13 protein-coding genes are annotated in these 13,216 nt (G+C 36.6%); 1 reads left to right on the top strand and 12 read right to left on the bottom strand.

From position 1 onward, the window contains the following. Positions 1-407: 407 nt before the first annotated feature. The 10 genes from H3T55_RS05765 to sfsA form a co-directional block, all read right to left on the bottom strand. Positions 408-905 carry a tetratricopeptide repeat protein gene (locus H3T55_RS05765; RefSeq protein WP_225533702.1) on the bottom strand — a complete coding sequence of 166 codons (498 nt, stop codon included), beginning with the start codon at positions 903-905 and terminating at the stop codon, positions 408-410. A 789-nt stretch (positions 906-1,694) separates the two neighbouring features. Further along, entirely contained in the window at positions 1,695-2,018 is a 324-nt protein-coding gene (locus H3T55_RS05760; RefSeq protein WP_225533701.1) for a hypothetical protein, read from the bottom strand. 297 nt (positions 2,019-2,315) lie between these two features. Further along, positions 2,316-2,567 carry a hypothetical protein gene (locus tag H3T55_RS05755; RefSeq protein WP_225533700.1) on the bottom strand — a complete coding sequence of 84 codons (252 nt, stop codon included), beginning with the start codon at positions 2,565-2,567 and terminating at the stop codon, positions 2,316-2,318. Between the two features lie 659 nt (positions 2,568-3,226). Next, entirely contained in the window at positions 3,227-4,501 is a 1,275-nt protein-coding gene (locus tag H3T55_RS05750) for a PTS sugar transporter subunit IIC (protein WP_087641065.1), read from the bottom strand. A 90-nt stretch (positions 4,502-4,591) separates the two neighbouring features. After that, a complete protein-coding gene (locus tag H3T55_RS05745; protein ID WP_087641064.1) occupies positions 4,592-4,909 on the bottom strand; it encodes a PTS lactose/cellobiose transporter subunit IIA in 318 nt (105 codons plus the stop codon). 41 nt (positions 4,910-4,950) lie between these two features. Continuing rightward, complete coding sequence (locus H3T55_RS05740; protein WP_140405341.1) at positions 4,951-5,289, bottom strand: PTS sugar transporter subunit IIB; 339 nt, start codon at positions 5,287-5,289, stop codon at positions 4,951-4,953. A 133-nt stretch (positions 5,290-5,422) separates the two neighbouring features. Next, positions 5,423-8,137 carry a sigma-54-dependent transcriptional regulator gene (locus tag H3T55_RS05735; RefSeq protein WP_087641062.1) on the bottom strand — a complete coding sequence of 905 codons (2,715 nt, stop codon included), beginning with the start codon at positions 8,135-8,137 and terminating at the stop codon, positions 5,423-5,425. A gap of 33 nt (positions 8,138-8,170) precedes the next feature. Further along, positions 8,171-9,439 carry a DEAD/DEAH box helicase gene (locus H3T55_RS05730; RefSeq protein WP_225533699.1) on the bottom strand — a complete coding sequence of 423 codons (1,269 nt, stop codon included), beginning with the start codon at positions 9,437-9,439 and terminating at the stop codon, positions 8,171-8,173. 26 nt (positions 9,440-9,465) lie between these two features. Continuing rightward, positions 9,466-10,467, bottom strand: a complete 1,002-nt coding sequence (locus H3T55_RS05725) for a Gfo/Idh/MocA family protein (protein ID WP_225533698.1) — start codon at positions 10,465-10,467, stop codon at positions 9,466-9,468. 8 nt (positions 10,468-10,475) lie between these two features. Beyond that, positions 10,476-11,213 (bottom strand): DNA/RNA nuclease SfsA, encoded by a 738-nt coding sequence (gene sfsA, locus H3T55_RS05720; protein ID WP_225533725.1) that lies wholly within the window; start codon positions 11,211-11,213, stop codon positions 10,476-10,478. Positions 11,214-11,386: 173 nt separating this feature from the next. Between sfsA and H3T55_RS05715 the strand changes: the two genes are divergently transcribed. Next, the gene (locus H3T55_RS05715) at positions 11,387-11,761 is read left to right on the top strand and encodes a DUF4828 domain-containing protein (protein WP_225533697.1); all 375 of its coding nucleotides are present in this window, start codon (positions 11,387-11,389) and stop codon (positions 11,759-11,761) included. A gap of 230 nt (positions 11,762-11,991) precedes the next feature. Here the strand turns inward: H3T55_RS05715 and H3T55_RS05710 are convergent, their stop codons facing one another. Further along, positions 11,992-12,834 carry a class I SAM-dependent methyltransferase gene (locus H3T55_RS05710; protein ID WP_225533696.1) on the bottom strand — a complete coding sequence of 281 codons (843 nt, stop codon included), beginning with the start codon at positions 12,832-12,834 and terminating at the stop codon, positions 11,992-11,994. A gap of 69 nt (positions 12,835-12,903) precedes the next feature. Continuing rightward, a complete protein-coding gene (gene hisE / locus H3T55_RS05705; protein WP_225533695.1) occupies positions 12,904-13,215 on the bottom strand; it encodes a phosphoribosyl-ATP diphosphatase in 312 nt (103 codons plus the stop codon). Between the last annotated feature and the right edge of the window lies 1 nt (position 13,216).

Here is a 13,216-nt window from a genome sequence, read left to right as displayed (position 1 = left end):
ATTATTTCTATTAAATGGGATGGTAAAAGTTTTTCTCTCCTTACATGATAAGCATCATTCGCCTTTGCAGCTCAGGGTCATAATGCGAGTAACAAGTCCCTCTGGCAGGCACTTGTTACTGATCCTTTTTTAGATGCCCACATATTCTGCGCTGCTTCAGTCCAATTTTCAAAATCGTTCACAATTACAGAAAAGTCTTCCATATCCAAATACTTTCATAATATTTATCATTCTCTTCCATTTGCTTTCCGCCTAATGATAGTTTTTGGATCTCATTCATGTTGCTACCGATTCTTTTTAAGATTCTTAGTGATCTTTCTATATAAGTTACCATTTATTTCTTTAAGAAATCCAGTCATTTCAATACTCATCCTATTTGTTAAAGCACTAACTTCTCTATACATATCTCAATAGAACCCTTCTCGCCAAATTCTATCCAATTTATCTGAATAATACATTATTGCTTTTTGATAAGCTCTAATCTCTTTATCTTCAGAGGTTGTGGCAATTAAGCGTAACAAAATTTCCATACTTTCTGAAGACTGATTCAAGTTGTATAACACCATTGAATAAAAAACTTTAAGCGCATTATTATTTGGAAACTTTTCTATCCCGCTCTTTAATGTTTTTGCAGCTAGATCATACTTACCCAATGTTCTATATGTACTGCCCAGACCAAGAAATGCCCCTTCTAAGTCGGCACCATCTAAACCGTTCTTGATCGATTTTTCGTAATAATTTACTGCTTCAGACTCTCTTTCTAAGATATCAAAACTCCAAGCAACCTGATAGTTTAAATAAGGATCATCATTTTCATTTTTTAATAGTTCCAATAACAACTGGTTAGATTTTTCTAGTTTACCTTCTTCCCTTAGCTGTAGAGCATCATTTATATTATTTTTCATTGATTACCATCCTAACTATTGATTTTGGATTTTATGCATGCTACTACTGATCCTTTTAGGTAGCATTTCCTAATATATATTCAGAGTCGTAATTTCTTATTATTTCAATTGCTCGCATACAATGATACCTGCCAAAACATATAAAATTATTCTTCTTTTTTTATATTTTCTCATTTATTCACCTTCTAAATTTTTTGATTATTCCTTGGTGACTTCACATTTCAGTTAACAAAAATCAATTACTTTTCCAAACGATCCTTTTTAGAAATGTTCGACTAAATCAAGTTTACTATTTTATTCATAATTACTTTCTTTTATTTTGAACTTTAAAACAGAAGTATTCCTTACAAATCCGTAAGAATCACTACACGATTGTAAGCATGAATGGCAAATGATAAATGATATGATTCATTTATCAAATAAGGAAAGAGGTTATTTATCTATGAATACTCCAACTATTGTTAGTTTTGCTATGCTTATTTCAACACTTTATTGTTCACTCTCAGAAAAGAAATCAAAGGCAGTCTATTTGGTTCCAATCCTTTGTAGTACTTTTTTGATTGTCTATAATATCTCAAGAAATCCAAATTCTTTAACCACAACAACAATTATCGCTGGGATAGCTGGAACTCTAATTCTAAGCTTTTTACTTTGCTGTATTCTGTATTTTTTCAGAAGAGTACAAAAGAATTCCGACAATAATACCAAATAATATCAGCTCCTTTTTGGGGCTCTAGTCTATTTCCAAAATAATTTGCACACTGGTCCTTTTGGATAACATAGTTTTATTTATATAATATCAAACGGGTTTTTATCAGAAACTACTTCTTGTACTATTACCAACGGATCTGAAATCAATTCATATTTTTCATCCTCAGGATAAGTAACAGCGATTTCAAAGTTTTCCCCAGCGAAGCTTTTCATTGCCCCAATATCTTCCCATATCGAACATAAAAAGAAATGACAGTAGTCTCCTTGATCAACAACCTTCAAAAACGTGCTTAAGTTCCCCTTAGTATTTTTTGTTTCTTCAACTCCAGTAATTAATTCATATTCATAAAATCCTTGTTTATGTTTCATTGGGACAGCGCCATGCCAAGTTCTTGAAATCATTCTCTCTCATTCTTTCTTCAATTAATAATCCTTTTAAATTCTCTATACATATCTCAATTTTTTAGCGTTCTCAATAGGTACCTCAAATTCAATATAGTCAAATAGACCTGATCCACCTTTATTAATCTCCAAATCATACCGTATAATCATAATATCTCCAATTTCAATCAGTTTTCCAATATTAAGAGTGGCAGCAGAATGTTCTTGAGTTCCTATAATTGTTTCAAATGAACAATTCCTACTTCAAAAAAATAAGAGTCGGTATTAGTAAAATAAACATACTTGAGTCCCCTTCGATCAACGCTTTTTGCTGAATTTATATTTATATAACCAGTATAGTACAATCATTATGGCTGATAATGGAATAGTTACAAATAAACCTGCAATTCCACATATCATGAAAAACAATGGATAGGCTCCAAGTCCATTTTCAGTCGAATCTATACCCGGAAAAAGTTTAAATACAATTAAAAACACAAATGGTGGAACAATGAGTATAAACAGGTTAATTGCTAATAAAACTTGACTTGCTATAAAAATCTTTTTCATTTATTATTCATTTTCTCCTTTAGTTATTGATCTATTTTGACGGCCTATTCATCCATTAGAATTCCTTGGTGAAAAATCATTTCCAATCACCCTATTCATTTATCCATACATTGCTTCTAATTGAAAAACTACCATCACTATTTTTCTAAACCCTTGATCTAATTTCTTTAATCCTTGACAATCCACATAATGTTTCAATTTTCCCTAAAGAAGTAATCTCACTAAATCCACTATCAAACAATATGTGTATTTCATTAAATCACCTCTATTTAAAGCATATCATAAACATCGGTTATAGACATATAGTTTTTGGCATAGACATTTTTACACTTAGTCCTAACTTAAAGAAAACGATCCTTCCACATCTGCTCAAAAAAACTGATTTCTCCTTACACTCGCAATATTTATCATTTTTTTCAAATAATAGTTTTATCCTATATTTACTAGTCCATTATTCAACATAAATAAAATGCACACTTAATGTGCCTACAGAGCCATTGTATATAACGATACAGCAGCATTCAATAATCTAACCACACATTGGTTTCCATTTTTGAAGTGCATTTTTTTATGAAATCAACATCCATCCTATCGAATAGCTTTTACATCATACAAAAAAACGCTCGATCATTTTTCAATGATCGAGCGTTTTTTACTTATTACTTCGCTGCTTCTTCTTGTTCTTGTTTCAAGAATTGATCCGTTGCCACTTTAACAAATGGGATGTAGATCAAAACTGAGATCAATAAGTTGACTGCGGCTAAAACACCGCCGGCAATACTCTTCGTTGCCAAGAACCCGCCGATGATCGGTGGTGTTACCCAAGGTGGCATAAATGTCGCACCTGGCACTAGCCCGCTAGCTGTAGCAACATAAGCTGTTGTCACAAGAACCATTGGTGTGATGATAAATGGAATAAACATGATCGGATTTAATACGATCGGAAGTCCGAACATCACTGGCTCATTGATATTGAAAAGTCCTGGCGCTAAACTTAAGTTTGTGATGACTTTGTAAGGTTTGTTTTTGCGCCCTACGATAAAGATTGCGATCAACAGACCTAATGTTGCGCCTGTTCCTCCTAAGTTTACAAATGAATCAAAGAAAGGTTTGTTAACGATATACGGAATTTTTTCGCCCGCTTCAAGTGCTTTGATGTTTGCATCGATCGCTGGTACATTGATCGTTTGCATCAGTGGATCGACCATATTTGCACCATGTAAACCGAAGAACCATAAGAATGGTGTAATAAATGCCAACAATAATGCTGACGGATAGCTATTTGCTAAGCCCATAAATGGTTTTTGAACTGCTTCGTAGAATGATACAACAATATTTTCAACGCCGAATCCGAAGAAAATAGATGTGATCAAGCTGAATAAACTGATCGTGATCATCGCTGGCAGTAATGCAGCAAATGATTTAGCCACTGCTGGTGGTACACCATCCGGCATTTTGATCACTAATTTTTCGTTTCCAACTAATCTTTGGAAGATTTCTCCTGAAATAAGTGCAATAACTAAAGCAATAAATAATCCTGTTGCATCCATACCGCTAAGTCCGCCAACTGCGAAGAACGAAGCAACAGATACAGTTCCGGCTGCGATGCCGTCTTTACCATAAGATTTTACTAAATTATAAGCAACTAAAAAGGCAATCAAAACTGAGAAAATAGCAAAGGTACCATTCCAGATATTTCCACCGAAGCTCTTCCAGATCGGTGCATCATTGACAAGCATTGGAAATAGCTTATCCATTAAGTCTGAAAATCCTGGAATCGGTAGGTTATTGATCAGCACTGCAAGTGCTCCTAAAATCATTAACGGCATCGTTACGACAAATGCGTCACGAATAGCCACTAGATGGCGTTGTGCCGCAATCACAGATGCTTTTGGCATGAAGTATTTTTCCATCCATTGAACAAATTTGTTCATTTTGTGTTTCCCCCTAAACAATATTTATCTAAAAAGCTGAATGCTTCTCAAATCGTGTTGACAACGTCCCGTTCAAAAACGTTGTTTTTCTTATTTGTTATCCATACGACGATATAAGTCGATGATTTCTTTTGCCAAGTCAGTGAAGGCGATCGATGTCATCAAGTGATCTTGGCTGTGAACTGTTAATAATGTAACTTCCATGTGGTTTCCTTGTGCTTCTTGAGTTAGCATGCCTGTTTGCGCGTGATGTGCTTGTACTAGAGATTCTTCTGCATCCTTCACTTTTTGATCTGCTAATTCGAAGTCCCCAGCTTTGGCTGCTGCGATCGCTTCCATTGCATCGCTTTTAGCATTTCCACCGAACATGATCAAACCCATTACTGCTTCTAAATTTTGTTGTTCCATTTGTAAAACTCCTATCCACTTTTTATTTTTTGATTGACTGTTTATTTATCCATTAAAGAGATTGCTTGATCCAATACTTTTTCGCCGTTCATCATACCGTAGTCTGACATATTGATCACATCTAATGGAATTCCTTTTGGTTCTAATTTTTGTTCAAATTGTGATTTCATGAAACGAACTTGTGGACCTAATAATAAGACGTTTACATCTTTTGCTTCTAAGTTATTGTCTGCATCTGATGCTGATACAGCGAAGATATCTGCTTCCATTCCACGTTCTTCTGCTGCTTTTTGCATTTTTGTTACTAGTAAGCTTGTGCTCATTCCTGCTGAACATACTAACATGATTGTTTTTTTGGCCATTTTCTGACACTCCTTCATTTTTTTGTTTGGTGATACTTTTATATAAGCAAGAAGCGTGCCAAAATAAATAAGCAATCAAAACCCATTACTACAAAGGGATTTGACTGCTTATTTTTGTGTACACACTGTTATTTTTCATCATACACACTGCTTAATTGTGTGTGTATTCTGTTGTTGTTTTTATTTTATTTTCTAAAAACATTCTTGTGACATGAGCGACATCCGATTCCGTGAAAGAGACCCGATAAGCCTTTTCGATCACCATTAAATTTGTTCTGGTAACGTCTGCTTCCAAACGGTTCTTCTTCAAGAATGATGCTAAGCCATCAAATTCTTTGGTCGGTTCTCCTTTTAAACTAGCATCCACTAGAAATGCTAAGTGGATCACGATTCCCGCGTCAACGCCAGGTTCTACAATAATATGCATATCCGTTTGGATTTGATGGACCGTTTTTTGCAGCATGACGATCAGCTTTTGTAGTGAGTCGACGGCTGTAATTGTTCCACTCAATGATTTCACGATTTTTTCTGTTGGAACCTCATCGCCGGCAATACGTTTTAGCACGTTCAACTTCTCATCGTCGAAAATATCGAAGGCTGAGAAAAAGGGGATATTTTGATATTCAACATCCACCGTTCCAGCAATTGCTTTGATCTCATATTCTTCCATCAAACCGTCAATATGTTTTTTAAAAGCTTCGCGTTCCAAAAACTGCATTTGAATAATCTCAACTTTATTTTCATCGATCACAGGTAAGATCCGTTGATATAATTTTGCTGCAACGCCCTCCCCAGTGAAACACGTGACAACCACCGCTTTTTTGATTTCCTTTTGATTTTGCGGACTTGTTCGGAATTGTTCTCTAATGATACTTTCAAAGGACATTTGGATATTTTGATAAATATCTTCCAAGCTTCTACCTACACTTGCCATTCGGATCGCTTCTAAAACGATCATCGTACTTGTCATCGTAATAGCTTTTGTGCGAATCCCAGTTTCTTCGAAAATCAGATTTCCAAATGAATTCAGTGAACCCATGTCCGTCAAAAGCAGCATGCCATTCGCTAATTCTTCCCGATGCGATAAAACAAAGCTTTTGAGCTGTTCATACATCGTTTGAACTTCCATCGTCAATGGCATGTTCATCGCTACGCCCGTTTCCGTCCCCAAAAGTTCCTGCGCTGTTTTCAGCATACTGGAAGCTGTTGAATCTCCATGCATCAGTACGACTACACCCACATTATTGACATGAACTTTTTCTTTGTTGCCTAAATTGATCGATAAAAACATACTGATAAAACCGATCTCGTCAAAGGGAATCTCAATATTGTTCTCTTCTTCAATGATCGCAGAAAGATCCATTGCGACTTGGAATTCCTTTTTCATGTTTTTGCGTACATTATTTAAATTGGGATGTACAATCACATGTCCTTCCCGCACACGCTCGATTGTGCTTTGTAAATGCAACGCAAAGGCAAAACGTGCTTTTTCGTTATATGTACGCTCTAATCTTTTTTCAGCAATATCATACAAGCGGTCTGTCAATTTCCAAATATGCTCCGGCAATAATTCTTTGTGCACAGGATTTTGGGTCAATTCATCCACATAGGTTTGGAAATAGGCATCCATATCACTGGATATCAATTGCTCTAAGTCGACGTTTTCTAGTTCATTGGCTGACAGCTTTGCAACTTTTTCTTCGATTTCATTATAAACCTGCATATCACGTGCCGGATCTTGAGACCATACAACTTCGTTTGTACCAGGCTCAAACGAAAGATAATTACTTTTACTGTCTACAAATCGATCCAATCGATCAGAAACTTCTTTGATTTTCAATAGTCCTTTTTGCACTTGCAGCGGCAAGTCACTTTTTCTAATTACTAAACTTTCTTCATTGTGTGTTCGATAATGGAGAAAGGATTTGGCACACACTAATTTCAAATCACGTTTTACCTGACCGATATTGCCCTCTGCATCATACAGCATGAATGCAAGGATCGCATCACGTTTGATATCGATGCGTTGATTTAAACGGTTAGCCTCCTGCTTGATAAACAAGGAAATGATTTCATACCGTTCATCAAGTGAACGAGCATCTAATGAAGGCAATGTGATCGCCATAGGAATACGCCGATTGAATGTTGTTAAGAAGCTTTCCGAAGATTCTGTTGTCGCACCAATGATTTGTACCGATGCTTCATAAGTCTGCCCGCTTTCACCTAAAGGACGGTAAATTCCTTTATCGATAAAAGTAAATAGCATTTCCTGACCTTCAGGCGGCAAACGATGAATTTCATCAAGAAACAAAATACCGCCATCCGCTTCAGACATCAAGCCGGGACTATCTTCATTGGCGCCTGTATACGCACCTTTTTTCACTCCAAAAATATGTCCGAAAAGCAATTGAGGATTCTGTGCATAATCTGCACAGTTAAAGGACACAAATGGTGCATCCGGTGCTAAGGTTTTAGAATCGACTGCAAAATGATACATACATTCAGCAAATAGGGATTTCCCTGTCCCTGTTTCTCCAAAAATAATGGTGTGCAACCCGCGAGGCGGATATAAAATAGCGGCTTTGGCTTGCTGGATACTGACTTTCAATGAGTCGTTGGCTCCAACTAAATTGTCAAAGGTCACTTCACTGGAACTATCAACATGAACTTTTTCTTCTTCTGCGGCAATGGAATAGACAACCGGACGCCCGTCACTTTTGATGATCTTGCGCTCTTTGTACAACTCACTTAAATAACGACTGGCATTACTACGATCGATCATCAATTCTTCAGCAACATCTGCTGCTGTCATCCCTTGTTTTTTCGACTCTAATACTGAAAGAATCTCATCTTTTCTAGATTTCATGGATATCCTCCTTAAATCAGGACCTTTACATCGTTACTCTTTTTGGCCTTGGGACGTTTTTCGTCTAGCCCCTTTATTCTTAGAATTTTTAGGTCTCTTTTTTACTTTCTCTTTTCGTTGTTCAGTTGGGACCTTTTTTATTTTTTCACTTGAAGCAGCTCGTTCTTCAGTTAAACTTTTTTCTTTTCTTGTCAAATGCAGCGCACCTTCATAAAGAAAAATTTCTTGAGTGTTCAAGCCTATCTTCTTCAATATACGTTGGTAGTCTCTTTTCGTCGCGTCATTGACAAATGTGATCACAGTTCCAGAAGCACCCATTCTGCCTACTCGGCCAGCTCTGTGAATATAGCTTTCCTCAGATAATGGAACCTCTGTATTGATCACATAGGGCACTGCTTCAAAATCTAATCCTCTAGCAGCAATATCCGTCGTTAAAAGCATGACCGCTTTTTTATTGCTAAACTGGTCGATCGCTAATTTGCGCAATGCTTTATTTTGATCTGAAGCTAAACTGACGACTGAAAGTCCTTCGTAAACTAATTTTTCTTCTACAGCACCTAGATCAGCTACTTGATTAAAGAAAACCATGCCGCGAAAATCTGATGTATAAGACAAGCTTCTTAAATATGCGCTTTTCTTTCGCGGAGACAGGTTCATATAATAATGATTGACCGTTCCAGCAGAATGATCTTCATCCGTCACATCGATGATCGTCAGCTGCTCTGCTAGTTTCTGTGCTTCTTCAGTTACTCGATCCGCTGTCGCAGAATAAAAGACAAGCTGAAAGTCGGTCGGAGCGCTAGTCAAAATCTGTTTCGTCAAATTCATTTCTTTTTCATGGAACAATTGATCGACTTCATCCATCACGATCGTTTTCAGTAGGTGGCTTTTGATTTTTTTAGCTTTGATCAACTCCAGCACACGTCCTGGTGTCCCTACTAAAATTTCTGGTTTCTTTTTTAACTTTTCTACTTGGCGGCTAACGTTAGCACCGCCGATCAACAATTGTGTTTTTAGCTCAAGTAGTGATGCCCAGTCACGAACAACCTGACTGATCTGCATAGCCAGCTCTTGTGATGGTGCTAAAATCAGTAACTGACTCCCTTGCGCTTTTTCTACATTTAGAAGAAGGGGCAGTACATAGGCTAAGGTCTTTCCTGAGCCTGTGGGTGAAATCCCTAAAACGTTTTGCTTTTCTTTAAGTGGCTGAAAGCTTTTTGCCTGGATGATCGACGGCTCGCTAAAACCAGAAGCTTGCCAATGTTCTTGCCAAGCTTCTGGTGTATTCTTGATAAATGTCATAGTAATCCTTTCTTATTTAAAACGATTTATTCTTTATCCGCATCAAAAACAATGCCGGCACTTTTTCTTAAGGTTGTTAATACTTTATTGACATTGCGTGATAACTCCACCCATTCTTCGTAACGGGCACCCTGAACTGGATCATTAGGATTTTCGAGAACATCCGCAAAATCGTGTGCTTCTTCGATCATTGGATTTTCTTCTGTCGTAATCGAAATGATGTCACGTTCTTGGTGATTGCGGTCATGAAATTCTGCTTTACTGATTGCATTCACACTATCTAAAATCAACGTGCCGCCTTCAAAATAAATTTCAGAATCTAAAAAGGCATCTGCATTTTTACCCGTTTGCAGTGTTACATCAAATAGGTCATAGCGTAATATTGCCGTGCCCATACCATCGACGCCTGTCGGCAGCTTACGGGCAAAATAATGACTTTCACTTGGCATACCAAACCAACCGACTGCTGCATACACTAGGTAAACACCTAAATCAGCGATTGCTCCGCCAGAAAAATGTGGAGAAAAAATATTTGGTTCTTGTCCAGCTAACACTTGGTCATAGCGGGAAGAATATTTCATATAGGTAAAGTTTGCACCCATGATTTGGTTTTTAAGTGGTAATAAGTCTGCGATTTTCTTAAAGCTTTTTTCATGAACATTTCGAGCAGCTTCAAAGAAAAATACCTTTTGTTGATTCGCTAATTCAATGATTTCAGCCATTTCTTCTGGTGTAGAAAAAGCTGGTTTTTCAACGATGACATTTTTCCCTGCCAAAATCCCTTGTTTCGCTTGTTCAAAATGTAGGGAATTAGGTGAAGCAATATATACAGTATCCATGTGTGCAATGCCAAAGAACGTTTTTAAATCAGTTGCATACTCTACATCGCCATATTCTGCACCAAATTTTTGTGCCGTTTCTAATTTACGTGAATAAACCGCTGTTAAATCATAACGATTTGTTTCTAATGCTGCTTTGACAAATTGATGGCTTATCCAGTTTGTTCCAATAATACCTAAGTGAATCATCTTTACCCTCACCTTTCTGAATTTGGATCTTCAAACTTCTTCATTACATCAAATGGAACTTGATGTGCTACTGCTATTGTATCAGGTGTAACAAGACAATTGTAAGCAATGACGCTTAATCCTTGTTTTTGTCCTGATAAAATCATTTCCGCTAATGCCGGCTGCATCATTGTATGGATCGTTGCTTCCTGAATATTTTGAAACTGAACAACAAACAAAACATAACTTTGATACCCTTCTTTAAGTGCTTCGATCAGCTCTGTCACATGCTTTAGGCCACGGAGCGTCGGTGCATCAGGAAATGCACCGATTTTTTGATTTTCTAGCGTCATTCCTTTGACCTCAACAAACGCTTGATTGCCTGTATCTGTCTCTACTAGTATATCAAACTGTGAATGAGCGAAGCGTTTTTCTCTCTTGACAGAAGTGATCTTTCCTTTAAGTCCAGGCAAAACAATCGTACCGTCTAAAATTGCTTGACTTGCTAAAGCATTAGGAACCTGACTATCGATATTGAACCAAGCATCCTGTTTTTTTACTGCGATCAGATCGTACGCTGTTTTTCTTTTTGGCGACGATTGATAAGATAAGGCAACTTCCACCTCTGGATAGAACAATTCCTTACATCGACCAGTGTTTTTCACATGAACAGTCACGATTTCACCAGTTGCCTGAATCCTGCAGGTGGCAATGAAACGATTTGGTCTATCTATAAAATGTGCTAAATGCACGTTTGGATATGTGATCATTGTAACACCCTCTCATCAAAACAATACCATATTTCGACTGAAAAATCATTGTCAAACTTTTCATTCAATTTTATGTGCCATGCGTTCATTAAGTTTTTTTATAGGAAAAGATTTTCCAATAGTCGGTTCTTGTGTTTCATGCTATGATTGAACTAGAGGGGATTGATAGTATGAAAAAACACTGGTCATTATTTTTAGGCGCATCACTTATTACTGGAATCGCCGGCTCGTTGTTTTTGAAAAAGCAACAAGAAAAACAACAAACAGGTACTAGTATTCCTAATTTATATAAAAGTTATATCGGTAAATGGTGGTTCGTCAATAAACAAAAAGCAACACAGCATACGTTAAGTATCGAAGAGGACTTACAAATCAGCATCGATGGAAAAAATCTCGATCATAGCTTGATCGAATTAACAAGTAAGCGCTTAGTTGTGCAAGATGAATATGGGTATCATCTGATCGTCCAATGTATCAATGATGAACCTGTATCTTTGTATGATGAAGCGGATGATGCGACATATGTTTTAGAAGCGGTGTCTTAGGAGTATATCAAATAGGCTTAACATAGGCTCTTGCTTAAAGCTACTTTGACAGAAAAAGCCCTATAAAAGTTGTCATTTTAACGTACAACTTTTATAGGGCTTTTTATTGTTCGCTGAAAAATAAAAGACTAATATAGAAAAAAGAACTTTCGGTAAGTCATTTCTATTTCAGCCTCTATTACTTCCCTACTTATTATCACTGCTTCAAAAGAGGTAATTGGCTGATTGTCCTACTCCTTTTTCTCTACGATCACGCAAATTGTTTCACTTTGTTCCGTATATTCATTTCCACAAACATCAGCATAGTAAGCAGTAATTTCAAAAGAAGCATCTTCCAATTCACTTATTATTTTGTGTAAATCAAAATATTGATGCCAAATATTAAAATTTTCGACCGTGTCATCTTCTTTCAACAGGATCGTCTGTTCTAAAGTAATGCCATGATCATATCGTTTGTTTCTTGATATCACCGCGTGTTTTCCAGTTGACCAAAAACTATCACTCTCATAAAGTTTCCAGCTATTTTCAGACTGAAAATCAGTTAGTTTCTGTAGTGAAAAAACATCTAAAACCAACTTTCCACCCTTTTTCAAAGACGCGTGGATATTCTTCAGCAATAATTTTCGATCCTCAAAAGATAAGGCTCCGTAATCACAATAAATGAGTAGAGCCAAATCATATTGATCTTGTTCTTTCCATGAAAGATAACTTTCACATCGATAATCTATAGCCAAATTCTGCTCTTTAGCAGCTGATCTTGCATAATCAATTGAATTTTTGGAAAAATCAATAGCAGTGACCTCGTATCCTTTTTTTGCTAGGCGTTCTGCATAAAGCCCTGGGCCGCAACCTAAATCGATCACTTTTTTAAAATCAACGACCGGAACAACTTCATTTAGCCAATCAACTGAGCGGTCGATCACTGAAAGCTTTCTACTTGCACCATCATTCGTCTGATCTAAGTGTGCTTTCAATAGCTGCTTAGAAATATAGGGATCTAGCCAAAATTCCCGTTCACTTTTTTCATATTGTTTAGGTTCATTAAAGTAATGAATTATTTGCTTTACTGGCATTAGTACTGCACTCTTTTCATTTTTTTTATAGCATAAACTCAAAAAATTCTGCTATCTGAATAATTATTCTTAAAGCCTGTCGATCGGTTTTCTCTCTTCGGTCTTGCTTAACTGACCCTCTCGGCTTTTTAATTCTTGTTCAATGGCTTTTAAAGGAATTTCCTTTTCTGCCAGTAAGACTAACATGTGATAAATCAAGTCTGAGGTTTCTGCAACTAATTCTGCTTGATCATTTTTTGCTGCAATGACTACCTCAGTTGCTTCTTCTCCGACTTTTTTAAGAATCTTATCTAGACCTTGATCAAATAAATAATTTGTATATGAGCCGGTTCTGGGTTCTTTTTTCCGTAATAGAATTTCTTCATATAATTGTTCGATCATC

It is taken from the genome of Enterococcus sp. S22(2020) (assembly GCF_020295385.1).
In the GTDB taxonomy this organism is placed as follows: domain Bacteria; phylum Bacillota; class Bacilli; order Lactobacillales; family Enterococcaceae; genus Enterococcus_L; species Enterococcus_L dunnyi.
This window is presented reverse-complemented; position numbering and strand designations above follow the sequence as displayed.